The following is a 22,023-nucleotide window of genomic DNA, read 5'->3' as shown; positions in this document are numbered from 1 at the left end:
CCCAACAAGCGCCGGTGCGAATGAGAAACCGTTGGTGGGTTACGCTTCGCTAACCCACCCTACGATTTCCAACCCGTCATCCTGAGGAGCGCGCTCTTGCGCGCGTCTCGAAGGATCGACGGCCACCGGCCGGGCCGTGCATCCTTCGAGACGCGCGTTCCGCGCTCCTCAGGATGACGGTGAGAGAGCCAGCGTGCGGCTCCTTCAATTCACGGAATTGCTGACCACCACCTCGATCAGCTTCGCACCCGGCCTTGCGAACGCCGACTTCAGCGTGCCCTTCAGCTCCTGCGGATCCGTCACCTTGATCGCTTCGAGCCCGAGCGAACGCGCAAGCGCGGTGAAGTCGACCGGCGGGTCGACGAAATCCATGCCGACATAGTGATCGTCGCCATGGAAGGCGAGCAATCGCTGCTTGATGATGCGGTAGCCGCCATTGTTCACGATGACGAAGTTGAGCGGCAGCTTGTGGTTGGCGGCGGTCCACAGTGACTGGATCGAATACATCGACGAGCCGTCGCCGGAATAGCACACCACCGGACGCTGCGGATTGGCGAGGCTGACGCCGACCGCGGCCGGCAGGCCCCAGCCGATGCCGCCGGAGGCCAGCGCGTGATAGCCGTAGCGGTCACGATGCGCGCGCAGCGCGATGATCTGGCGCGACGAGGTCAGGCCTTCGTCGACCAGGATCGCGTTGTCGGGCATCGCCTCCACGACCTGCAACGCCAGCCAGTCCGGATCGATCGGCGAAGTCTGGCTCGCCTTCGAGATCTGCTCGACCAACGCCTTGCGCTTCGCCGCCCAGTTCTTCGGTGCGAGCGCCGCAAGCCCTTGCCTCGCGCGCGTCTCCAGCGCGCCGCCGCCCAATTCCTTCAGCGCCGGCACCAGCGCCCGCAGCGTTTCCTTGACGTCGGCCTTCACAGCAATCTCGGCGCCATAATTCTTGGCAAGATCGCTGTCGACGAGGCCGACCTGCACGATCGAGAGCCCGTCCGGCAGCGGATCGACCTCGCTGTAGACAGACATCCGCAAGGGATCGCCGCCGAGCGCGATCAGAAGATCATGCGGCGCCAGCACGTCGCGCGCGACCTTCTGCAGCCGCGCGATCGCGCCCATGAAGCTCGGGCTTTCGGACAGGAAATGCGCGCCATAGGGCGTCGACGATTGCCACGCCGGACAGCCCAGCGTCTCGGCGAGATCGGCGGCCTCGCGCAGCGCATCGCTCTTGACGATCTCGTCGCCGACGACGATGACGGGGCGCTCTGCCTTGAGGATGCGTGCGGCAAGCGCCTTCAGCGAATCCTCCGACGGCCTGACGCGGGTGTCGACCCGGGTGGAGCGGCCGAGCTCGATGCCGGCTTCGGCATTGAGGATGTCACCCGGGAGCGAGATGAACACCGGCCCGGTGGGCGGCGTGGTCGCGATCTTGGCGGCACGGCGCACGATGCGCGGCAGGTCTTCAAGCCGCGTCACCTCGACCGCCCATTTCACCAAGGGCGTGGCCATCTGCACCAGCGGACCGAACAGCACCGGCTCGGTCAGGCCGTGGCCCTGCTCCTGCTGGCCGGCGGTGAGGATCAGCGGCGTGCCGGTGAAGCTCGCATTGTAGAGCGAGCCCATCGCATTGCCGAGGCCGGGCGCGACGTGGACGTTACAGGCGACCAGCTTGCCGGAGGCGCGGCTGAAGCCGTCGGCCATCGCAACGACCAGACTCTCCTGCATCGCCATCACATAGGTGAGGTCAGGATGGTCCTTCAGCGCATGCATGATCGGCAATTCGGTGGTGCCGGGATTGCCGAACAGATGCGTGACGCCTTCATCCTTCAGCAACGCCAGGAATGCCGAACGGCCGGTGATGCGATTCTTCATGTTCCCTCCAGGCCTGCCGGCGCGTTGGCCGACGGCACTGAGGAGATGACCAAACTTGCGCTTCGGGAGCAATCGAGCGGCCGGTCATGGCCGCATTCCGCAGGCGCGCGCCTGGCGTTGACCATGCGAGCACCATGATGATCGCAAGTTCCAGGAAACTCCGTCGGCGGGCAGCATCGAATTGCGCCGCCGACATTAACGCTACTTTAGCGAGAGTGGCCTAAAGCGACGATGGTTTGCATCCACGCGGCGGGCAGAAGAGCACGCAGGGCCCGCAGGCGGCCCGCTTCGATCGCAGGACTCATTCATGGACGCGCTGGCGGCTTGGAACGGCACCAGGCTTGAGAGAGGACCAGGAACGATCAAGCTCGCGAAGCTCGGAATCTACCTTTTCCTGATCGTGTTCTCATCCCTGTACTACCTGGCGAACGGGCCGCTCCTGCTGGGTCACCTCGATTTGGGATGGCATCTCGCCGCCGGCGACCTGATCAGAGAGCGCGGCACTATCCCCTTCCAGGATCCGTGGTCGTTCACGCTCGGCGACAGGCAATGGTATAACCTCTCCTGGCTATGGGACGTGATCGCCAGCGTGGTGTTTCAATACACCGGATGTACCGGTCTCACATTGGCAATCGTTGCATGTGGCGCCGTCATCACCGGATATCTCACATCCATCTGCCTGAGCAACGGCGCCTCGACGCTTGCCGTCGGCATTTCCGTTCTGGCCGCGTGCCTGCTCTATCCGGCCTTTGCGACCGCCCCGAATTCCTATCTCTCGGTGTCGCCAAACACCCCGACCATGTTGTTCTGCGTCATCTTCTACGCAGAGTGCCTGAAACGAACCCGATGGTTCTTGCTGCCTGTGATGATGGTCCTTTGGGCCAATCTGCATGGCGGCTTCATGCTCGGGCTTCTCCTGATTGGTTTCTTTGGTGCCGTGTCCCTGCTCAGGCGGGACTGGGCAGGCGTTAAGATCTACAGTTTCGCAGCAGCCGGCTGCCTTGTCGCGATCCTCATCAATCCTCTGGGCTGGCATATCTACAACGGCGTCGCGACCACGCTGGGCCACTTTGCGCAGGCGCACATCACCGAGTGGTGGTCTTACGCTGCGAACTTCACCATACCGGGAAGCATTCCTGGTATCGTCTATATCGCCATGTTTGTTGCGTTCGAGCTCCGCCACCCCATGGCTTCGCACGCTCCTCTGGAGTCGCGGCTGCTGGCCTGGCTGTTCCTGCTGCTGGGATTCTATCAATACAGATACATGTCGTTCTTCTTCATGTTCGCGACGGTGCCGCTGGCCCTGCACCTGGATCGGCTGCTGCCCAAGCGGCTGAACGATCTCAAGGTCCAAGGCGCGTTGCTGGTTGCCGGCATCGTCGGAATGTGCGCACTGCCGCTGACCCTGATGCATGTCAAACCGGCGCTCGCGCTGCCGCAACTGCTGTCGGAGCAGGATGCACGTTATCTCCAGACCCATTTTCCGCATGCACGGCTGCTGAACCACTGGAACGTCGGTGGACTTTTGATCTTCTACACGCGTGGTGCGGTGCCCGTATTCATCGATGGCCGGTCAGCCACCGCTTACCCCGACGAGCTGCTGCGCGACTATTTCAGCCTCATCAAATGGGAGATCGACGAGACCGCCTGGGACGCCGTGCTCGACAAGTACAAGATCGATACAGTGCTCTGGGTGAAGGCGCACGAACCTCTGAAGAGGTTCCTCCTGGACAAGCGGGGATGGACCGAGGAATACGCCGGAACGGACGAGGTCATCTACGTGAAGCACTGACAACGCCCGCGTTGTCGCGCGGCCGCATCCTAGAACATCCCCTCGCGCTCGCTGCGCTTCTTCTTTTTCGAACGCTGCCAGACCACGCCGGGATAGCCCTTCAGCGGCACCAGCGGCTCGCCGGTGTAGGCCCATTCCTGCAATTCCTCGATCGCAATGTGATAGAGCGGCTGCCGACCGGTGCGCCCCGAAAACAGCGCGCGCGGGATATTGACCATGTGCGGCGACCGCGCTCGTTCGTAGATGATGGGCGTGCCGCAGTTGGCGCAGAAGCTGCGCGCGGTCTTGCTTTTCGCGTCCTCGTAGCGCGACAGCTCGCTCTCGCCTTGCGTGATGCGGAAGCGCTTCTTCCAGCTGCCGACATAGGTCGCGTAAACCGCGCCATGCGCACGTCGGCTGGCGGCGGTGTGATCGTGCCAGGCCCAGCGCGCCGGCACGTCGATCTCGAACCGGACCTTGCCGCACAGGCATTGACCGGTCGCGGGCTTCGCCAGCGCCACGGGTTTTGGCTTCTTGGTCGGCTCGAACTCGTCGTCCGGAAACATTGGTGATCACCGTCATTGCCAGCCAACGGGTCGCGCGAATGCGCGCCCGATGAGAGGCTCCGCGAAGCAATCCATTCATCCGCATGCGCGGAGCGATGGATTGCTTCGTCGCTTCGCTCCTCGCAATGACGGCGCGTCGTCTACGCCTGCGCCAGCTCGTCGTGCACCGGATAATCCGTGTAGCCCTTCTCCTCGCCGGCATAGAAGGTGGCGCGGTTGTACTTGGTCAGCGGATAGCCGCGCTGCAGGCGGCGCGGCAGGTCCGGGTTGGAGATGAAATAGCGGCCGAACGCGATCGCGTCGGCATGGCCTTCGGCAAGTGCGCGCTCTGCGCTGTCGCCGACGAAATTGCCCGCCGTGATCAGCACGCCGCTCCACATCGGGCGGTACAGCACCATCGCCGACGGCACGTTCTGCCAGTCGACCTCGGCGCGGCCGGTGCCCGAGGCGCGCGGCTCGATGAAATGCAGATAGGCGAGCCCGAACTTGTCGAGCGCCTTGATGGCGTGGCTGTAGAGCGGCATCGGGTCGGCCTCGCCGCTGCCATTGGCAATGCCGTAGGGCGAAAGCCGCACGCCGACGCGGTTGGCGCCCCACACTTCGGTCACCGCCTGCGTCACCTCCAGCAGGAAGCGGACACGGTTCTCGATCGAGCCGCCATATTGATCGGTCCGCACATTGCTGCGCGATTGCAGGAACTGCTCGATCAGATAGCCATTGGCGCCGTGGATCTCGACGCCGTCGAAGCCGGCGGCGAGCGCGTTCTTCGCGCCCTCACGATAGGCCTCGACCATCAGCGCGACCTCATCGGTCTCGAGCGCGCGCGGCGTCTCGTACTCGGCCACCTTGCCGTCCGCCGTCATGCACTTGAACTCGGAAGGGATCGCGACCGCCGACGGCGCCACCGGCAGCGCACCGTCAGGCTGGAACGAGGAATGCGAGACGCGGCCGACGTGCCAGAGCTGCAGGAAGATCAGGCCGCCCTTGGCGTGCACGGCATCCACCACCTCGCGCCAGCCCGCGATCTGGGCCTCGCTGTAGATGCCGGGGACGCCGGGATTGCCGAAACCGGTCGCGACCACGGGCGAAGCTTCCGCGATCAGCAGGCCGCCGGGCGTGGCGCGCTGCGCATAATATTCCGCATTCATCGGCCGCGGCGCGAGACTCGGCCGCGCCGCCCGCATCCGCGTCAGTGGCGCCATCACGACACGGTGCTTCAGCTCATAGGGACCGACCTTGAGCGGTGAAAACAGCGACGAAGAAGTCATGCCTACCCCAATTAATCTTATGTCATTTCCCGTTATCTAACGGGTTCATCTTGTTCATAAAAGGAGGTAGTGGCAATCTGTTGCCGAGAGAAGGTCTCCCATGTCGAAATCGAGCGCCTCATCGCTCCCCTCCCTGAGTGTCCGCATCGACCTCGATGCCGAGGACCGGATCGGGCCGGGCAAGATCCTGCTGCTCGAGCAGATCAAGGAATGCGGCTCGATCTCGGCCGCCGGCCGCGCCATGGACATGAGCTACAAGCGCGCCTGGGACCTGGTCGACGAGATCAACCGCATCTGCCGGCAGGCCGCGGTGGAGCGGCAGACCGGCGGCAAGAACGGCGGCGGCGCGGTGCTGACCCCGTTCGGACTCTCCCTGGTGGCGCGCTACCGCAAGATCGAACGCGACGCGGCGTCAGCCGTGCGCAAGGAGCTCGAGGCCCTGCGCAGCGACATCGGCAAGCCGAAGAAGGCCGCGGGGCGGTAAACGCAAACGGCTGTTGTCACAGCGACGCGCTGCGAAAATATCGAAAACAACCCCATGCAAAGGAGCCGGCGGCGGCCGGCGTCGACAACGCAGCTTGACGCGTCGGGCAAATCAGGGATATATTTCTAATATTCAGAAATCGTGTGGGCGTTGGCGTGACGAGCTTCGCTGCGCGAGCTAGCCGAGCGTTGAGATCTACCCCCTCACCCGCCGCGCAAGGGCGCGGCGACCTCTCCCCGCAAGCGGGGAGAGGTGAAGCAGCGAGTCGGGCGCTAGCCCGTCTTGATCCAGACCGCCTTGACGTTGAGATATTCCTCGACGTGCTGCTTGCCGGACTCGCGGCCGTAGCCGTTCATCTTGTAGCCGCCGAACGGCACCGCGGGGTCCATCGCCTGGTAGCAATTGACCCAGACCGATCCGGCGCGCAGCGCCCTTGCGACCTGGTGAGATAGCCCGACACGCGCTCCATCTGCTGCTGCGACACCAGAGGGCCGATCTGGGTGTTGGGATCGATACCGTTGCCGACCTGCAGCTTCTTGCCGAACTCGGCGACACGGCCGACGAATTCGTCATAGACCTTCTGCTCGACGAACACTCCCTGTCAAATTGTCGGCTGAGGTCCTTTGGAAGCGTTATATCGGCGATTTTACAGCGCAGGCGCGAAACCGTAAAGCGGAGCAAGCGTTGTCGAGGGCAGCGCGCATGAAAACTTCCCATGCGCCTGCGTCGTGCGCGCGATATGCTAGGTAGGGGTTCTCTTGTTTGACGCGTTTTCTTCACGCGAACCGGGAACCACTTCGCTTGAAAACGCTATGCTAACCTCAGCCACACATGTGTCCGGAGACCGCCGATGCCCCACCCCGTGATATCAGCCAATCATGTTGCCGTGATCACCGGAGGCGCGTCCGGCATCGGGCTTGCCGCAGCGACGCGGTTCGCCGAAGCCGGCATGAAAGTCTGCATCGTCGATCTCGGCGATGACAGGCTGAAGGCGGCTGCGGCAAAACTGTCATCCGCAGCACCGGGCGGCGCGGCCGATATCATGACCGCTGCGGTCGATGTCAGCCGCGCCGATGAAATCGCGAACCTCGAGGCCGCCGTCGCGAAGAAATTCGGCGGCACCGATATTTTGATGAACAATGCCGGCATCCAGCCCGGCAGCGCGATGTTCGGCCCATCCGACAATTGGCAGCGCATCCTTGGCGTCAATCTGTGGGGCGTGATCAACGGCGCGCAGGCGTTTGCGCCCAACATGATCAAGCGCGGGCGGCCGGGGCTGATCATCAACACCGGCTCCAAGCAGGGCATCACCACGCCGCCGGGCGATCCCGCCTATAACGTCTCCAAGGCCGGCGTGAAGGCGTTCACCGAAGCGCTGCAGCACGAGCTGCGCAACACCGACGGCTGCAAGATCACGGCGCATCTGTTGATCCCGGGTTTCGTCTTCACCGGCCTGACCGCGCGCGGCCGCACCGAAAAGCCGGCCGCCGCCTGGACGGCGGAACAGACCGTCGACTTCATGATCGAGCACCTCGATGCCGGCGATTTCTATATCCTTTGCCCGGACAATGACGTGCCCCGCGCGCTCGACGAACGCCGCATCCTCTGGGCCGCCGGCGACATCGTCGAGAACCGCCCGCCGCTGTCGCGCTGGCACAAGGATTACGGCGATGCGTTCGCGGCGTTCGTGAAGGGGAAGTGAACGCCCCCCGTCATTGCGAGGAGCGAAGCGACGAAGCAATCCATGCGTCCGTGCATGCGGAGCGATGGATTGCTTCGCGGAGCCTGTCATCGGACGCGCATTCGCGCGACCCGTTGGTTCGCAATGACGAGGAAGCCTTTGTGGGGCGCGGCATCGTGGGATGGGTGGAGCGCAGCGATACCCATCATCTCTCCTGCGGCCCGCCATTTGATGGGTATCGCTGCGCTCCACCCATCCTACGAACTGAAGCCGCACGCTCAGCTCTGTGTCCCGTCACCCTGAGGAGGCCGCGTAGCGGCCGTCTCGAAGGGCGAACGGCCACCGGCCGGGCCGTGCATCCTTCGAGGCTCGCTGCGCTCGCACCTCAGGATGACGGTGCAAACAGAACCACTCGCCCTTACAGCGTTTCCTGCTTGTGGTCGCAGTTCTTGCAGGTGAACTTGACGCGGGTCTGGCCCTTTTCCGCCTGCACCCGGTTCGGCGCGCCGCATTTGCCGCAGACCGCCTCGATCCGGGTCGTGCCCTGCTTGATGACCAGGTTCCGTTTTTCCATGGTCTCGCGGATCAGGCGTTCCGCCTCCTCGCGCAACGATTGCTTCGACATCATCCCACCGGTCATTGGTTTGCGGGCCGCCTCTTAGCACGGCCGCGTGAAGCTTTGACAGGGGGTACCGATCAGACGATCAAGCGATCCACCGGCAACCGGTAATGCCGCGGTTTCAGCGGTTTGGCCGGCCGGCCGACGCGAAACACGTTGACGAGGCGCAGGTCGGCGCCGACCTTGCCGAGTTTTCGCAGCCGGTCGTTGAACTCAGGGTGATCAGCCAGCGCCGAGATCGGGCATGCCACAAGGCCGGCGCGATCGATCTCCAGCCAGCTGCGGTAGAAATGCCGCCCCGTCGTGAGTGGATCCTCACCGACCGGGCGGCAGAACAGGACGATCGCCGAGGCCGAGGCGGTCTTGGCGCGGTCGGCGAGCAGCGCCGCAGCGAGGCCGAGACGATCGAGCGGCCTGAACAGGCTGCCGAGCACGAAGCGGGCGGCGGTGGCCTCGACCGCGCTCATGGCGAGCGCATCGCGATTGAGGCCATCAAGCAGATAGTGCGGATGGCTGGGCGACAGCCGCATCCAGTCGAGCAGTTCGGCCCGATAGTCGTCGCCGTGCACAAAGGAGAACTCGGCCTGGTCGGCCCAGCCGGCGATCTCCGCGATTGCTTGGCGATGACAGATGCAGATCAGATCGTCACGCGCGACGGCGAGCTGCACCAACGGCGCGGGATCATCCGGCGACGCCACGAATTTGCCGCGCCACGACATGCGGTGCGCCACATGGCCGGCCAGCGGATCGGGCGCGACGCCTTGCCTGATCGCAAAGCTGCAAAGCGCGGCAAATTGCGGCGACAGCGTCTGCTCGATCGTGGTCATGGCCGTGATGGCGAGGCCGCGGCGGTTGAGCGCAAGACTCATGCCTTCCAGCGCCGCGCCGTGCGAGACGAGCACATCGTGCCCTGCGGGGTCGGCGACCGGTGCGCGGACGGCGGTCGCATCGACCAGCGCCAGCCGCCCGTCGCCGAGCAAGCGCCAGCGGGTCGGCTGGATGTTGTGGACGCTCGGCGCCAGCCGCGCCTCCGCGACCAGCTCACGCAGCAGATCCGGCGTCAGCTCGCTCATGCCCCGGCCAACCGCTTGGTGAACAGATGCAGCCGGTGCAGCGGCGTGGCGCCGGCCTTCTCGACCTGGCGCAGCGACGGCGCGTTGATGTCGGCGATCCAGGTGCCGCCGAGCGTGCGGTAGCCGGCCTGCTGCAACGCCAGCGCGGTGCGGTAGAGCATCGCGCCGTTGAGACCGCGATTGTGCAGGTCGCGGCAGACCGACTGATAGATCAGCACGGCGCGCGTGTTCAGCATGCGGTGCTGCACGAATCTGAACGGCGCGGTCAGCCCGATCCGGCCGCCGATCGCCTTGATCAGCGGATTGAGATCGGGGATCACGATGATCGCGCCGGCGGGCCGGCCGCGGTGATAGACCACGGTCGAAATCCGCTTGTCGATGATCCACATCATGTCGCCGGCCTGGAACAGATATTCGGCCGCAGTCGGCGGCACAAACATCGGGTTGTCGGCAAAGCCGTCGTTGAGGATCAGCCGGGCGTCCTCCAGCCGCACCTTGAAGGCGGAGCGCTTGATCGGCTGCCAGACGAAATCCGGATCGGCCAGCACCGCGCGCTGCTTGTCGCCGAGCAACTGCTCCGGCTTGCCGCCGTCGAGCGCGATCTCGAACGTCGTCATCGGGAAGGTCGCAGTGTAACCGGCGCGTTCGAGGTGGTGGGCGATATGCGGCGGCGACCACATCATGTCGGTGAACGGCGCGTGGTCGAACCCGTCGGTCATGACGCCGATCTGCTGCATCGCCGTCAGATTGAAATTGCCGGCGATCCGGCTCATGCCGCGCGCCGACAGCCATTGCTCGGACGCGCGCAGCAGCGCATCGGCGACTTCGACATCGTCGATGCAATCAAAGAAGCCGAACGCGCCGTGACGGGTGCCATGCTTGCGGTTCGAAGCATCGTGGATCGAGGCCGCGATGCGGCCGACCGGCCGGCCGTCGCGATGCGCCGAGAACAACGCGTAGCGGCCATGGCCTTCGGTGACGAACGGGTTCTTCGCGGCATCGAACATCCGGTCGAAATCGCTCCACAGCGGCGGCACGTAGAGGCTGTCAGGCCCATAGGCATTGAGGGCGGCGTCGAATGCCGCCCTGCGATCGCCCTCCCGGATCTCTGTTGTCATTTGGCCTCCGGGGTCAACGCCAGCAGCCGCCGCACCAGCGCCAGCGCGGTTTCAGTGGCGGGATCGGCCGCGGTCACCGGCACGGCGAGCACGATCAGGTCGAGTGGATCATGGCCGAGCACGATGACATGGGAGGCATTGTTGGCAGTCATCAGCGAAACCATGCGCTCGGCGGCCGGGTCGGTCGTCACGAGTCCCCACGGCGCCTCGGACCGGCGCAGCACACGCCGCGTCGACAGGAAGTCGCGCAGCAGCGGCGGATCGTAGGGTCCGAGCTCGTCCTGACGGAAACGCCGCGCGCTTTCGAAGATCGGATGCCGCGCCAGCTCGGCGATCAGCTGCTCCCTGGTCTGCGCCGGCGACGCCGCGACCGAATTGAGCACGCCCGGCTCCTGGGACTCGAACAACGCGCGCAGCGCGTCCGTCATCAGCCCGATGGTCAAGACGCCGGCGATCGCCACCGCGACGAAGCGGACCATCTGCGCGGCATCGACATCAGGCGCCATGAAGGCGGCGGCGAGGCCAAGCAGGCCCGAAGAGATCAGCCGCAGCGCCATCATCGCCAGCCCATGGCGGCGCGTCTCGGCGCCGCCGCCGGCGATCAGCATCACGGTCACAGTGAGCAGCGCACCGAGCGCGCCGAGCCGCACCGGGATGTCGGGAAACAGCGTGCGGAAGTCGGTGAGGATGAACGGGATCACCACCAGCGCCCCAACCGCCATGCGGCCGATGCTGCGGTTTTCCGAGGCCATCAGCGCGGCGCGGTCGCGCGTTGCCAGCAGCAGCGCGCAGGTCGCGAACCCCAGAAGCTGGAACAGCGCCAGCGCGATCGCATAGGGCATCGCGAAGCGCTGCAGCCCGAAGGTGCCGCCGAGGCCGAGCACGATGCCGCCGCCGAGCGCGGCGATCTTCACCGCGCGTGGCGCGTGCCGCCGCAGGATGCCCTCGGTGACGATCAGCGCGCCGATGGGAATCAGCGCGGCCGGGATCACCGAGAGACGGTCGAGCACAAAGCTTCCGCTCCACCATGCCAGGCCACGGTCGAGGAACAGGAGCGCGATCACGCCGAGCGCGAGCAGCAGGCGGCGGGTCAGCGGGCTCCTGGGATCGCGCCGATAAAACGTCATCATCGCCACCGCGACGCCGATGGCGCCGCAGAGATTGACGATGGAATCGGCGATCACCCCCGAGGTCATGCGACGCCCGTCAATTGATCAATCGCCCGCCGCACCAGCGGACGCATCAGGGCGGCGACCAGCGCATTGCGCGGCTTCTCGATCGCGGGCCGGTGCGGGTTGAGGAACCAGCCGCGGCAATCGGTGCCGGAGGTGCGGCCGAGGATCAGCGCCACCGCCTCATAGGCCATCAGCATGCCGGTCGAGATCACCATCGGCGCGAACGACATCCGGCTGCGGCGGCCGGCCGCGACTTCACCGGCGATCGCGAGATCGACATAGTTGCGCGACGAGGAATGCAGCATCACGTGCTCGATCTCGGCACGCATCGCGGCGCGGCGGTCGTCCTCGGTAATGGCCTTCCAGTCCTTGCCGAGCGTGGGAAAACGGAGGCGCTGCTCGGGCCGCGGATCGCGTGGGCGCACCACGATCACCGACGGCAGCGGCGACATATAGGCGTCGATCACGGTCGACTCGGCGCGTTTGGCCGTCCGGTACAGATGCACGCCGGCGGCGATGTCGTCCATGCCGTTGACGATGACAGGACAGCGTTCGGCAATCCCGGCGAGCTCGCTGGTCCAATTCTCGCCGAGCACCTCGATCTCGATGGTCGGATTGATGCGCTTCGCGGCTTCCGCGGCAACTTCCGCCTTTTCGCGGCCGACCTCGTCGGCGAAGGCGAATACCTGGCGATTCAGGTTGGAGACCTCGAAGCGGTCGATGTCGGCGATCACGAACTTGCCGACCCCGGCGCGCGCCAGCGCCATGAAGGCCGCGCCGCCCATGCCGCCGACGCCGCAGACGAATACCCGCGCCTGGCGCAGCAGCTGCTGCTCGTGCTCGTCGATGAACCCGATGTTGCGGCCGGTGAAGGAATAATAGTCGAAGTTCATCGCACGGCCCCGCTGTCCTGCTTGCGCGGCCGCAACGTGCCGAAGGCGCGGCTGTCGTCCAGCCAGTAGACCACCGGCAGCACCAGCCGCTGCAACGCCAGCATCGCCGATGCTGCGAGCAATGCCGGCAGCGAGCCCGAGGGCACCTCGCTCATGACATAACGGCGCGCACCGGCGAGATCGACGCGGCCGAGCTGCAGCACATCGTCGCCGGGGCCGTAATCCAGCTCGCGTTCGCAGAATTCGTTGTAGACGGCATTGCGATGCTTCGGTGCGATCTCAAAAGTCTTCTTCAGCGCGTCCGAGCCGCCGGTATAGGCGTTGGTGATCACCGAGCGTGCCTCGTCGAAGCCGGCCTCCTCGCCGACGCCGAACACCGCGCGATGCTTTGCCATGATGCCGCGCGCGAGCTGCAGATGTGCAAAACTCTGCCGCGCGCCCGGCAGCGGCGACGGAAACACGTCCGAGAAGGTGTCGCTGACCATGCCGACCACGGCCGGCACCTGGGTGACGTTGGAGATCCATTTCGGCCGCAGCCCGTCGCGGGCGAACAGCACCAACGCGGTCAGGCCATACAGCACCCAGGACAGCCCCTGCCCGCGCACGTCGGGATCGACCATCACGAGGCCGAGATGGGTCACTTCAACGGGCTCGCCGTCGAGCGGCACGTCCATCACCGACAGCGCGTTGAAGGCGATTGGCCGGCCGGTGTCCTCCTCCGAGATCAGGGTGATGACAGCACGCGACAGCCGCTCCGGCTCGCCGGAGAAGATGCCGTAGGTCAGGCTCTCCTCGGGCAGCGTCTTGGCGGCAACGATGCGCAGCTGCCCGACCAGCGCGTCGAGCTCGTCCTTCGACAGCGACAGCCCCGGCGACTCGACGATCCGGGTGCGCTGGCCGGCCTGGGTGCGCAGGGTGAGATCGATGGTCGGCTGCGACAGCGCCTTCAGCCAGAAGCCGGCATGGCTGCGCAGGCCATCAAGGGCCGCGCGCGCCTTCGCAAAACCCCTGCCGCCGCGCGAAGCCGGGGTCGGATCATCCGTGGACGCCATTTCTCTGTCCCTCGGGCGTGATCTCTGCACTCGCCCCTGTTAAGGAGCCATGAGCGCAACCTGACGCTGTTTGCCGCAGGGTAAACAAGGCCTTCCGGAAACGGAACAAGTTGGGTGTAAGGACGCAATTCTATCCACCCGTCATTGCGAGCGAAGCGAAGCAATCCATCGTTCCGCGTATGGTGCGCGATGGATTGCTTCGTCGCTATCGCTCCTCGCAATGACGTGGAGGGGATCGGGAGTTCGCGTCTTGGGACGAAATCGGCGGCTGAAGAACACCCGCCGCCTTCGTCTTGGGTCCGGCTCAGGCCACTCCTCAACCCGCCTTGGAGACTTCCATCAGCAGGCGCTCGGCCTTGGCGTCCTCGATGCGGTTCACGAGCCTGCTGCTCTCGTGGTTGTCGCGCACGGTCTTGGTCAGCGTGATGCAGGTCTGGATCAGCATCACGATGCCCATCGTCAGATAGCCCTGCATCCAGGGGCTGATCGGCAGGAAGAACACGCCGATGGCGACGAGGAAGGCGGAAGCCGCAAAGGACGCGTAGGTGAAGGTGACCCAGGCGCCGCTGTGGGGTTGGATGGTCTGGTTCATGGTCGTCTCCTTGATGTTGCGAGGTTTGAAGATGGTTCAGTTGCAGGCGTGAAATGTCAGGCGGCCGGCGGGCGCTTGGCTTTCAGCCGCGCCAGCACGTCGTCGGCAGTCGATTTCATCCGCGGACCAAAACCCTGCTCCGCGAGTTTCTCGGCGATGACGACCGGTCCCGAGGCGGTATCGATCTCGAACAGCGCGTCATCGGCCGCCTGGATCTCCATCTGCCGCTCGCGCAGCCGCTTCAGCGTCGCCTCGGCTTCCGGCAGCGTCGACTCGTAGGGCCGCGCAGCCTCGATGCCGCTCCGGCGCAGCGAACGCACCGCCTCCGAGGCACGTGCGAGGCGCCGGCCGCGATCCAGCTCGGCAATCCGCGCCTCGGCATTGGCAACGTGGCGCTTCAGCCGGGTGATTTCGGTGGCGAACAGCGTGCGCGCGGTCATTGCGGCATCGCGTTCGGCCTCGAGGTTGGCGATCGCCTGCGCGGCTTCGCGGGCGAGGTCTTCGCGGCCGCCCTCGAGCGCCGCCGAAGCGCGCACCTCGAGATCGGCGATCCTCCCGTTGGTGGCCTCGAGCCGCCGGCCCTCCTGCGCGTCGCCTGCGATGGCGAGCGCCAGCGTCCGCTTCGAGCGGTCGACCGCGGCGGCCGCGTCGCGCATCTGCTGGTCGAGGACGACCAGCGCGGTCCGGTCTTGCAGTTCCTCCTCGGCCGCCGCCACGCTGCCGCGGAAAATTGTCAAAACAGTTTTGAACATTTGATCGCTCCCTGTTATGAGCATCGCTCATGAATCTCTTGTACCACATAATGAGCATTGCTCAAGAATTATTTGAGCGGCGCTCAGCCTTGTGGTTAACGGTGGGTGAAACATGTCCAAGGCATTGGAACGACGGGCAAAACTGCGCGAAGCGCTGATCGAGGCAGCGGAACGGGCGATTGCGGCGAAAGGTCTCGGTGGCCTGAAAACCCGCGAACTGGCCCAGGAAATCGGGGTCGCCAACGGCGGCGTCTACAATCTGGTCGAGGATGTCGATGAGCTGATCCTGCGGGTCGGCTCACGCACGCTGGCCCGGCTGGACGCCTCGCTGTCGCTGGCCGAGATCGGCGGAGTGGCGGCGCCGCGCGAGATGCTGGTGCGGATCGCGGTCGCCTATTGCGACTTCGCCGCCGACAATCTCGAACTGTGGCGCGCGCTGTTCGAGCATCGCATGCAACCCGGCAAGCCGGTGCCGGAATGGGCGATCACCGAGCAGATGGAATTGTTCCGCCACATCTACAAGCCGCTCGCCGCGTTGTTTCCGCAGCGCTCGCCGGCGCAACTCGGCGTCACCGCGCGCAGCCTGTTCTCCGCCGTGCATGGCATGGTCGCGCTCGGACTGGAGCACAAGTTGATCGCCGTGCCGATCGGCCAACTACGCAGCGAGATCGCGACATTGACGCGCGCGATGGTCGACGGGCTGACGGCGAAGAAGGAGTAGCGCACGTGCCCGCACCGCCCAATGTGTCCGATGTGTGGTCAGGTCGACGGCTTGCAGGCCGCCGGACTGGCAAATTCGCTGCGGAAAATCTTCGCGCGCTGCGGTAATCTGCGCCATATCGCTTTGACCACGGATGTACTAGCTAAGTTTCAGATTTTCGCGCCCCCGCGACTGGTCGACCGGCGCGGGGTTCTCTTTGTCACACCACGCGCAATGTCCGCCGAGACCGCGACTTGAACCGTCCGCCGGTGAGACGTCCCGCACATTGCAGCAATCGAGGTCACGAGCGTGTCCACCAATATCGATCCAGAACCGCAACACGACGACATCATGTATCCGCAGGTGCTCCCGTTCCTGCTGGTCCACGTCGGGTGTCTGGCGGCGATCTGGTCGGGCGTCTCAGGGCCGGCAATCGCAATCTGCGTCGCGCTGTATTGGCTGCGCATGTTTGCGATCACGGCCGGATATCATCGGTACTTCTCGCATCGAGCTTACGCGACGAGCCGGGTGTTTCAGTTCGTCCTCGCATTCCTTGCCCAAAGCAGCGGCCAGAAAAGCGTCCTCTGGTGGGCTGCGAAACATCGACATCACCACCTTCATTCGGACACCGAGCAGGATGTGCATTCACCCCGTCACAAAGGCTTCGTGTACAGTCATCTCGGCTGGATTTTCTATCGAGAGCACGATGCAACCGACCTGACGAAAGTTTCGGACCTTGCCTCGTATCCGGAGTTGACGTGGCTGCACAAATTCGAGGTCTTGCCGGCGGTCGTGGTCGCAGGTCTATGCTTCCTCATTGCCGGATGGCCGGGGCTTCTGGCCGGTTTCTTCTGGAGCACGGTGCTGCTGTATCACGCAACGTTTTGCATCAACTCCCTCGCACATGTTCACGGACGCAAGCACTATGTGACGGGTGATGACTCCCGCAACAATTGGCTGCTGGCGCTGGTTACGATGGGTGAGGGTTGGCACAACAATCACCACGCCTACCAAAGCAGCGCGCGGCAAGGCTTCCGCTGGTGGGAGATCGACGCGACCTATTATGTTCTGGTGGCCTTGTCCTGGCTCGGTATCGTCTGGGATCTCAAGGCGCCGCCCGCGCAGGTTCTCCGCAACGAGCAACGCCTGGGATCACGTGTGATCAAGCGAACGGCCGAGCAGCTCGCTGGTCGCTTCAATCCCGAATACATCGCGCAGGCCATCAAGTCGTCGGTCCACGAAACCGGACTGTCGGTGCGAGAGGCGCTTGTCTTGTTACAGCATCGCGCCGACCTGCATCTGCCCAGCATCCCGACGCGTGAGCGGTTGCTGGCGGAAGCCCAGGCCATGTTCGCGAGGACGAGTTCATTGGACGATATCGTCGATCGTGCACATGAGCTCCTGGTGGAATCGGTTTGCCTGCTCCTGGCCGTTCCACCTGCGCTGGCCGGAGCAACCCCAAAACCGCAAGCGAATAAACGGTAGTATTTGCATCAAACCTCGCGGGCCTCACGGCTCCATCGTGTAGGCGCGCCCGGGTTCGAGCGCGTAGATGGTCAGGAAGCGCAGCGGCCGTTCCGGGTCGCAATTGCGAAACAGCGTGTGCGGAACGTCAGCGCGATCCTGCAAGGTCTCGCCGGCCCGATATTGTCGCGGGGCCTCGTCGCCATAGGCGGACTCGGCGGTGCCTTCGACGATGAAGACCACGCCGCCGACCGGATGGCGGTGCAGCGGAGCAACGCCGCCGGGCGGATAGGTCACCTCGGCAACGACGAGCTCGCGGTGATCGCCGGGCAATGCAAGACGCTCGAGGGTCTTGCGCGTCACGCCGGCAAATCCGGCCTGCCGGGCGTTTGCCTGGTTGCCTTCAGCCATGGGAACCCTTCCTTGTCATGCGAACGAATGTGTCCCGATCAGATCGGGCTGCGATGATGATGGGGACGCTTCGGCGGCACAACAAGCGCCCACGCATTTCAATACGTGTCACACAACTGAGTCGAAGTCCTTGCCACCCCTGCTCCGGCGTTGCAGGATTCCTGTGCGAAATCTTCAGCAGTGGGCCTTGCATGAAAATGAGTATCGTCACGCGGTCGTCAGGGAGAGCCGCCCTGGCGCTCGTCCTTGCAGCATCAGGTGTCACGCCGGCGCTGTCGGCGCAGGCTGTGCCGGAATGCTCGATGTCGGTGACATTGGCGGATTGGGGCGAGAACTCGACCGGCGATATCGACATCGCCTCCGGCGAAAGCTGCCAGATCCCGATCGGAATCCGCGGCACGGTGACGGATTCGTCGATCTCGCAGAAGCCGGCCTATGGCAAATTGAAGAAGATCAACCCGTCGACGTTCGAGTACAGGGCCAAGGCCAAGTACAAGGGCAGCGACAGCTTTGCCATCAAGGCGACGGGCAAGGGGCCGAAGGCCTCCGGCACCTCGGTCATCACCGTGCACGCGACGATCAAGTAATCGCGCGCCAGGCGGACCCAGCGCGCGACCATTGCATTCGGGATCAGGCTGGGCGCGCGCCGGTGCGGATGATCGATCCGACATGCTGACCGCGCAGCGCGGCGGTGAGCCGGCCGGGAGCCAGGCCGTTCACGACCTGCACGCGCTCGATGTGCCGCGCATTGGCCATCACCTCGAGCAGTGCGGGATCGAACGGCAGCGTCCCCTTCAGCTTGGCGAGATCCGCGAAGCTCGTCTCGCGCAGCAGCTGCGCCTTCTTAGCCTCGGGACCATTGGGATCGTCGGTGTAGACGCCGTCGACATCCTCCACGATGGTCAGCCCGGCGGCGCCGAGCGCATCGGCGAGCAAGAACGCGCCGGTGTCGGCCCGATGCAACGGGATGCGCGAGTTCGGAAACTCGTGATGGTGATAGGGCGGGAAGGCGCTGCCCACCACCGCGCGCGATGCGGAGAGATGGATCGCGAGCTGGCTCGCGATGGTCGGATGCTCGATATAGGACACGCCCTCCGGCGCGAGCAGGCAGCCGAGGATATGGCCGTTCTGCCCGGCCTCGCTGGCCGCGAGCGGCTGAAGCGAGCCGACCGGCAATCCGAGGTCGAGACCGACGCTGTAGAGATGGCGGGCGCGGACGCCTGCGCCGGTCAGGATCAGCATGCGGTGCTCGGGCAGCAGCGAGCGCAATTCGTCGACGATCGGCAGGATCGCCTCATGGCCGCGATCCATGATGGAGCGGCCGCCGATCTTGATCACCTGCACCCATGGCAGCAGCGGGATCGGGCGTCCGCCGGCGACGGGACGGGTGAGATCGCTGTCGAGCAGGGTCTGGCGCGCGAGCGGCGAAGCGACGTGCTTGATGGTGTCATCCATGGTCGTGTCTCTGCTCAGTTCGCGGTGATGATGGTGCCGACATGCTCGCCCGCGAGCGCGCGGGTGAGATTGCCGGGGACGAGGCCATTGATGACCTGCACCTGGCGGACATGGCGCGCGGAGGCGAGCAGATCGAGCACCGGGAATTCGAGGATCGAATCCTGCAATCCCTTTGCCTTCATCTCGGCGACCGATATTTTTGGAATGAAGGTCGCGCCCTTTGAGGTCTTCGGGTTCGCGGTGTAGAGACCGTTCTCGTCCTTCACATAAATCATCGCCTTGCAGCCGAACTGTTCGGCAACCAGGAAGCATCCGGCGTCGGTGCGATAGGGCGGGATCATGCCCTCGGCCGCGGGCCGCATCCACAGCCCGTAAGGCGGCATGCCGCTGAAGATCACGGCGTTGACCTCGGCGAGATAAAGCGGCACCGCCGACAGACCGGCGCCGCTGACCGCGGAGATGCCGTGCTTGGCCAGCAGCTGGCCGAGCATCACCGCATTCTGATCGGCGACCGAGGCGCCGAGTTGCGAGAGCACGCCGGCCGGCAGCCGAAGCCCGGCCGCGATCGAGTAGAGATGCCGGGCGCGGGTGCCGGCACCGGTCCCGATCAACAGCTTGTGCGCCTTGCGAGCCGCGACGATCTCGTCCACCAGCGGATAGACGGCGGCGCGGCCGCGGTCGATCACGCTCTGGCCGCCGATCTTGACGACCGTGGCATCCGGCAGGATGCGGAAGTCCGGCGCGGCCTCCGCTTTCGCCAAGAGCTGCGGATCGGTCAGCGACCGCTGCATCAGGAGCGCTTCAAGCTCCGCCGTGGTGTTTGCCATGAGAAACGTCCTTATCTCCAATGCGCCCGGGCATCGCTTTCGGACTGCACTGGTAGCGATAAGCGGCGCGGGTCTCAAGACGCAATGGCAATGATGCCGCGCGCTTTGCCGCATTTTGCCGGCCGCCCGGCGTTACGGATCGGCCACCGGCAGCTTGACCGTCACGCGCAGGCCCGAGCGTCCGGCGCCGGTGACATTCTCGAACAGGATCGAACCTGTGGCACGATCGACAATTCGCTTCACGATCGAGAGCCCGAGCCCCGCCCCTTCGCCGCTCGGCTGGCCGCCGCGAAAGAACGGCTCGCCGGTCCGCGCCAGATCCTGCGGCGGGATTCCCGGCCCGCTGTCCTCGATCTGGATGATCGCCATTGCGTCCTCGCGATGGACGCTGAGATCGACAGCCCCACCATTGGGCGTGAACTTGATCGCATTCTCGACCAGGTTCCGGATCGCCGAGATCAAGGACGTCGGATCACCGTTCACTGCGACCGCCTCAACGGTCGCAAAACCGAGATCGATGTTGCGCGTCGCCGCCTCCGGCAGCAGATCGGCGACGACGCCCTTTGCCATCTTGTCCAATTCCACCGCGGTGTTCACGGTGGACGGCGCGGCGTCCTGACGCGCCAGCGCCAGAAGTTGCTCGAGCAGATGCTTGGTGCGCCGCATGCCGCTCTTCAACGCATCGAGCCGGTCGCGCGTCTCCGCGGGCATGTCGAGCGAGGCGAGATTTTCCGCCTGCAAACTCAGCGCGGTGACCGGCGTTCGAAGTTCATGGGCCGCGTCGGCGATGAAGCGCCGCTGCTGATCCATCATGACGCGCGTCCGCCGGAGCAACCCGTTGATCGAGCCAAGGAACGGCTGCAGCTCGCTTGGCGCGCCGGTCGCCGGCAGCGTGCCGATGTCGTCCACCCTGCTCGCGTCGAGATCGCCGGCGAGGCGCAACATCGGCCGGAACGATCGGGCGATCACGAATGCGGTCATCAGCAGCAGGCATGGCACCAGCGCGGCGATCGGCAACAGCGTGCGCACGGCCATGTCGCCCGCGATCTCGGTGCGGATCTCGGTCTGCTGCGTCACCGCGAAGCGGCTGCCGTCCGGCCGCGTCCGAAGCAGCACGCGGACCGGCTGTCCGTGATAGACGTCATTGTGCAGCCCATCCGTCAGACCCCACAGCCGGCGATCATCAGTGGCGCCGCGCGACGCCTCGCCCAGCTCGACGACGGCAACCTCGGCTTCGGCATCGACACCGGTGACCGGGCGGCTCTGCCGGAGCGGAGCGCTCAGCGCAAAGCTGCCGATCTGGATCAGGACGGAGTCCTGCATCTCGATCGCTTCGCTGTAGGCCCACCGGTACGCCAGGATCCCGCCGACGGCGCCCGTCAGCAGAATAATCGCCGTGAGTCCGACGAACAGGCGGCCGCGCAGCGATCCCATCATCTCGAACGATCCACCATCCATCCGACGCCGCGCACGTTCCTGATCGCGCCGGCGCCGAGCTTTCTGCGCACCGCGTGGATCAGGAATTCGACGGCGTTGCTCTCGACCTCCTCGCTCCAGCCATAGATCTGGCGCTCAAGCTCGGCGCGGGACAGGATCGTTCCCGGGCGATTCAACAGCGCCTGAAGCAGAGCGAACTCGCGCGCGCTGAGCACGGCTTTTTCGCCGCAGAAGTCCGCTTCCCGCGTCGCCGGGTCGAGGTGAAGCTCGCCGTTGGTCAGCACCGGCGGCGCCCCGCTGCCCTCGCGCCGCAGCACCGCCCGCATGCGCGCCAGCAATTCCGCGATCTCGAACGGCTTGACCAGGTAGTCGTCGGCGCCGAGATCGAGCCCCTGGATGCGATCGTTCAGCGCGTCGCGCGCGGTGAGAATGATGACGGGAAGGCGCATGGAGGTCGCGCGGATCGCCTTGAGGACGTCGAGGCCATCGGTCAATGGCAGTCCGAGATCGAGCAGCGCGATGTCGTAGGTCTCGCTGCGGCTGGCCTCGATGGCGAGATCGCCATCGCGCACCCAGTCGACGGCATAGGCGGCATCCCGCAACGCCTCGACGACGGCGGCGCCGATCATCCTGTCGTCTTCGACCAAGAGCACACGCATCGCCTGGCAATCCATCCCGATCCACACCGGGGGTGACCCGGCGAAACTGCGTCGCATCGCTCAACGCGCGACACAAGCGCGATCATATCAGCTTCGACTTAGCCGGAACTTAGGGCTTCCGGCGCCTGCGTGGCGGCCACTCAGCCCGGCTAAGCCG

At 65.1% G+C, this 22,023-nt stretch carries 22 protein-coding genes and 1 pseudogene; 6 read left to right on the top strand and 17 right to left on the bottom strand.

Translation table 11 applies throughout. The features are described from left to right. Window positions 1-204 precede the first annotated feature (204 nt). Window positions 205-1,869, bottom strand: coding sequence for a thiamine pyrophosphate-binding protein (locus QDT69_RS32365; protein ID WP_279710516.1), 1,665 nt, complete (start codon window positions 1,867-1,869; stop codon window positions 205-207). 307 nt (window positions 1,870-2,176) lie between these two features. Between QDT69_RS32365 and QDT69_RS32360 the strand changes: the two genes are divergently transcribed. After that, complete coding sequence (locus QDT69_RS32360) at window positions 2,177-3,661, top strand: hypothetical protein (RefSeq protein ID WP_279710515.1); 1,485 nt, start codon at window positions 2,177-2,179, stop codon at window positions 3,659-3,661. 29 nt (window positions 3,662-3,690) lie between these two features. Here the strand turns inward: QDT69_RS32360 and QDT69_RS32355 are convergent, their stop codons facing one another. Both QDT69_RS32355 and QDT69_RS32350 read right to left on the bottom strand, forming a co-directional pair. Further along, window positions 3,691-4,206, bottom strand: a complete 516-nt coding sequence (locus tag QDT69_RS32355) for a GFA family protein (RefSeq protein ID WP_279710514.1) — start codon at window positions 4,204-4,206, stop codon at window positions 3,691-3,693. A gap of 140 nt (window positions 4,207-4,346) precedes the next feature. Then, entirely contained in the window at window positions 4,347-5,474 is a 1,128-nt protein-coding gene (locus tag QDT69_RS32350) for an alkene reductase (protein ID WP_279710513.1), read from the bottom strand. Window positions 5,475-5,574: 100 nt separating this feature from the next. On the opposite strand from QDT69_RS32350, the gene QDT69_RS32345 reads away from it, so the two are divergent. After that, complete coding sequence (locus QDT69_RS32345; RefSeq protein ID WP_279710512.1) at window positions 5,575-5,958, top strand: winged helix-turn-helix domain-containing protein; 384 nt, start codon at window positions 5,575-5,577, stop codon at window positions 5,956-5,958. Between the two features lie 272 nt (window positions 5,959-6,230). Here QDT69_RS32345 and QDT69_RS32340 read toward each other — a convergent pair. Next, window positions 6,231-6,553 (bottom strand): annotated as a pseudogene (locus QDT69_RS32340) (aldehyde dehydrogenase family protein); the annotation flags it as partial. A 255-nt stretch (window positions 6,554-6,808) separates the two neighbouring features. Between QDT69_RS32340 and QDT69_RS32335 the strand changes: the two are divergent. Next, window positions 6,809-7,660: an SDR family NAD(P)-dependent oxidoreductase gene (locus QDT69_RS32335; protein ID WP_279710511.1), complete on the top strand. Its 852-nt coding sequence runs from the start codon at window positions 6,809-6,811 to the stop codon at window positions 7,658-7,660. A 397-nt stretch (window positions 7,661-8,057) separates the two neighbouring features. On the opposite strand, the gene QDT69_RS32330 is transcribed toward QDT69_RS32335, so the two are convergent. The 8 genes from QDT69_RS32330 to QDT69_RS32295 all read right to left on the bottom strand — a co-directional run bounded on the left by QDT69_RS32330 (window position 8,058) and on the right by QDT69_RS32295 (window position 14,913). After that, complete coding sequence (locus tag QDT69_RS32330; protein ID WP_035651034.1) at window positions 8,058-8,264, bottom strand: hypothetical protein; 207 nt, start codon at window positions 8,262-8,264, stop codon at window positions 8,058-8,060. A 71-nt stretch (window positions 8,265-8,335) separates the two neighbouring features. Then, window positions 8,336-9,331: a hypothetical protein gene (locus QDT69_RS32325; RefSeq protein ID WP_279710509.1), complete on the bottom strand. Its 996-nt coding sequence runs from the start codon at window positions 9,329-9,331 to the stop codon at window positions 8,336-8,338. Beyond that, window positions 9,328-10,449, bottom strand: a complete 1,122-nt coding sequence (locus QDT69_RS32320) for a GNAT family N-acetyltransferase (RefSeq protein ID WP_279710508.1) — start codon at window positions 10,447-10,449, stop codon at window positions 9,328-9,330. The genes QDT69_RS32325 and QDT69_RS32320 overlap by 4 nt, the downstream gene beginning before the upstream one ends. Next, window positions 10,446-11,645, bottom strand: a complete 1,200-nt coding sequence (locus QDT69_RS32315) for a hypothetical protein (RefSeq protein WP_279710507.1) — start codon at window positions 11,643-11,645, stop codon at window positions 10,446-10,448. Before QDT69_RS32315 ends, QDT69_RS32320 begins: the two co-directional genes overlap by 4 nt. Further along, window positions 11,642-12,517, bottom strand: coding sequence for a ThiF family adenylyltransferase (locus QDT69_RS32310; RefSeq protein ID WP_279710506.1), 876 nt, complete (start codon window positions 12,515-12,517; stop codon window positions 11,642-11,644). Before QDT69_RS32310 ends, QDT69_RS32315 begins: the two co-directional genes overlap by 4 nt. After that, a complete protein-coding gene (locus QDT69_RS32305; protein WP_279710505.1) occupies window positions 12,514-13,569 on the bottom strand; it encodes a hypothetical protein in 1,056 nt (351 codons plus the stop codon). Before QDT69_RS32305 ends, QDT69_RS32310 begins: the two co-directional genes overlap by 4 nt. A 316-nt stretch (window positions 13,570-13,885) precedes the next feature. After that, complete coding sequence (locus tag QDT69_RS32300; RefSeq protein WP_279710504.1) at window positions 13,886-14,161, bottom strand: YiaA/YiaB family inner membrane protein; 276 nt, start codon at window positions 14,159-14,161, stop codon at window positions 13,886-13,888. A gap of 56 nt (window positions 14,162-14,217) precedes the next feature. Further along, window positions 14,218-14,913 (bottom strand): PspA/IM30 family protein, encoded by a 696-nt coding sequence (locus QDT69_RS32295; RefSeq protein WP_279710503.1) that lies wholly within the window; start codon window positions 14,911-14,913, stop codon window positions 14,218-14,220. A 112-nt stretch (window positions 14,914-15,025) separates the two neighbouring features. Here QDT69_RS32295 and QDT69_RS32290 point away from each other — a divergent pair, with 112 nt between their 5' ends. Together QDT69_RS32290 and QDT69_RS32285 are read left to right on the top strand one after the other, a co-directional pair. Further along, window positions 15,026-15,634, top strand: coding sequence for a TetR-like C-terminal domain-containing protein (locus QDT69_RS32290; protein WP_279710502.1), 609 nt, complete (start codon window positions 15,026-15,028; stop codon window positions 15,632-15,634). A gap of 330 nt (window positions 15,635-15,964) precedes the next feature. Then, window positions 15,965-17,098, top strand: coding sequence for a fatty acid desaturase (locus QDT69_RS32285; RefSeq protein ID WP_279710546.1), 1,134 nt, complete (start codon window positions 15,965-15,967; stop codon window positions 17,096-17,098). Between the two features lie 24 nt (window positions 17,099-17,122). Here the strand turns inward: QDT69_RS32285 and QDT69_RS32280 are convergent, their stop codons facing one another. Further along, entirely contained in the window at window positions 17,123-17,488 is a 366-nt protein-coding gene (locus tag QDT69_RS32280; protein WP_279710501.1) for a cupin domain-containing protein, read from the bottom strand. 191 nt (window positions 17,489-17,679) lie between these two features. Here QDT69_RS32280 and QDT69_RS32275 point away from each other — a divergent pair, with 191 nt between their 5' ends. After that, on the top strand, window positions 17,680-18,075 hold the full coding sequence (locus QDT69_RS32275) for a hypothetical protein (RefSeq protein ID WP_279710500.1): 396 nt from the start codon (window positions 17,680-17,682) through the stop codon (window positions 18,073-18,075). 43 nt (window positions 18,076-18,118) lie between these two features. Here QDT69_RS32275 and QDT69_RS32270 read toward each other — a convergent pair whose 3' ends face one another. The 4 genes from QDT69_RS32270 to QDT69_RS32255 form a co-directional block, all read right to left on the bottom strand. Continuing rightward, on the bottom strand, window positions 18,119-18,943 hold the full coding sequence (locus tag QDT69_RS32270) for a molybdenum storage protein subunit alpha (RefSeq protein ID WP_279710499.1): 825 nt from the start codon (window positions 18,941-18,943) through the stop codon (window positions 18,119-18,121). Between the two features lie 14 nt (window positions 18,944-18,957). Then, complete coding sequence (locus QDT69_RS32265; protein ID WP_279710498.1) at window positions 18,958-19,770, bottom strand: uridine kinase; 813 nt, start codon at window positions 19,768-19,770, stop codon at window positions 18,958-18,960. Window positions 19,771-19,902: 132 nt separating this feature from the next. Continuing rightward, complete coding sequence (locus QDT69_RS32260; RefSeq protein ID WP_279710497.1) at window positions 19,903-21,207, bottom strand: ATP-binding protein; 1,305 nt, start codon at window positions 21,205-21,207, stop codon at window positions 19,903-19,905. Next, complete coding sequence (locus QDT69_RS32255; RefSeq protein WP_279710496.1) at window positions 21,204-21,866, bottom strand: response regulator transcription factor; 663 nt, start codon at window positions 21,864-21,866, stop codon at window positions 21,204-21,206. Before QDT69_RS32255 ends, QDT69_RS32260 begins: the two co-directional genes overlap by 4 nt. Window positions 21,867-22,023: the final 157 nt, after the last annotated feature.

The sequence above is a fragment of the Bradyrhizobium sp. CER78 genome, from assembly GCF_029846235.1.
Taxonomy (GTDB): Bacteria; Pseudomonadota; Alphaproteobacteria; order Rhizobiales; family Xanthobacteraceae; genus Bradyrhizobium.
Note: the sequence above shows the minus strand (reverse complement) of the source record. Positions and strands in the feature narration are given on the sequence as shown.

Bases quoted from the DNA above. Each gene is read 5' to 3' on its own strand.
- QDT69_RS32365 (WP_279710516.1), bottom strand. From the start codon at position 1,869: ATGAAGAATCGCATCACCGGCCGTTCGGCATTCCTGGCGTTGCTGAAG.
- QDT69_RS32360 (WP_279710515.1), top strand. From the start codon at position 2,177: ATGGACGCGCTGGCGGCTTGGAACGGCACCAGGCTTGAGAGAGGACCA.
- QDT69_RS32355 (WP_279710514.1), bottom strand. From the start codon at position 4,206: ATGTTTCCGGACGACGAGTTCGAGCCGACCAAGAAGCCAAAACCCGTG.
- QDT69_RS32350 (WP_279710513.1), bottom strand. From the start codon at position 5,474: ATGACTTCTTCGTCGCTGTTTTCACCGCTCAAGGTCGGTCCCTATGAG.
- QDT69_RS32345 (WP_279710512.1), top strand. From the start codon at position 5,575: ATGTCGAAATCGAGCGCCTCATCGCTCCCCTCCCTGAGTGTCCGCATC.
- QDT69_RS32335 (WP_279710511.1), top strand. From the start codon at position 6,809: ATGCCCCACCCCGTGATATCAGCCAATCATGTTGCCGTGATCACCGGA.
- QDT69_RS32330 (WP_035651034.1), bottom strand. From the start codon at position 8,264: ATGTCGAAGCAATCGTTGCGCGAGGAGGCGGAACGCCTGATCCGCGAG.
- QDT69_RS32325 (WP_279710509.1), bottom strand. From the start codon at position 9,331: ATGAGCGAGCTGACGCCGGATCTGCTGCGTGAGCTGGTCGCGGAGGCG.
- QDT69_RS32320 (WP_279710508.1), bottom strand. From the start codon at position 10,449: ATGACAACAGAGATCCGGGAGGGCGATCGCAGGGCGGCATTCGACGCC.
- QDT69_RS32315 (WP_279710507.1), bottom strand. From the start codon at position 11,645: ATGACCTCGGGGGTGATCGCCGATTCCATCGTCAATCTCTGCGGCGCC.
- QDT69_RS32310 (WP_279710506.1), bottom strand. From the start codon at position 12,517: ATGAACTTCGACTATTATTCCTTCACCGGCCGCAACATCGGGTTCATC.
- QDT69_RS32305 (WP_279710505.1), bottom strand. From the start codon at position 13,569: ATGGCGTCCACGGATGATCCGACCCCGGCTTCGCGCGGCGGCAGGGGT.
- QDT69_RS32300 (WP_279710504.1), bottom strand. From the start codon at position 14,161: ATGAACCAGACCATCCAACCCCACAGCGGCGCCTGGGTCACCTTCACC.
- QDT69_RS32295 (WP_279710503.1), bottom strand. From the start codon at position 14,913: ATGTTCAAAACTGTTTTGACAATTTTCCGCGGCAGCGTGGCGGCGGCC.
- QDT69_RS32290 (WP_279710502.1), top strand. From the start codon at position 15,026: ATGTCCAAGGCATTGGAACGACGGGCAAAACTGCGCGAAGCGCTGATC.
- QDT69_RS32285 (WP_279710546.1), top strand. From the start codon at position 15,965: ATGTATCCGCAGGTGCTCCCGTTCCTGCTGGTCCACGTCGGGTGTCTG.
- QDT69_RS32280 (WP_279710501.1), bottom strand. From the start codon at position 17,488: ATGGCTGAAGGCAACCAGGCAAACGCCCGGCAGGCCGGATTTGCCGGC.
- QDT69_RS32275 (WP_279710500.1), top strand. From the start codon at position 17,680: ATGAAAATGAGTATCGTCACGCGGTCGTCAGGGAGAGCCGCCCTGGCG.
- QDT69_RS32270 (WP_279710499.1), bottom strand. From the start codon at position 18,943: ATGGATGACACCATCAAGCACGTCGCTTCGCCGCTCGCGCGCCAGACC.
- QDT69_RS32265 (WP_279710498.1), bottom strand. From the start codon at position 19,770: ATGGCAAACACCACGGCGGAGCTTGAAGCGCTCCTGATGCAGCGGTCG.
- QDT69_RS32260 (WP_279710497.1), bottom strand. From the start codon at position 21,207: ATGATGGGATCGCTGCGCGGCCGCCTGTTCGTCGGACTCACGGCGATT.
- QDT69_RS32255 (WP_279710496.1), bottom strand. From the start codon at position 21,866: ATGCGTGTGCTCTTGGTCGAAGACGACAGGATGATCGGCGCCGCCGTC.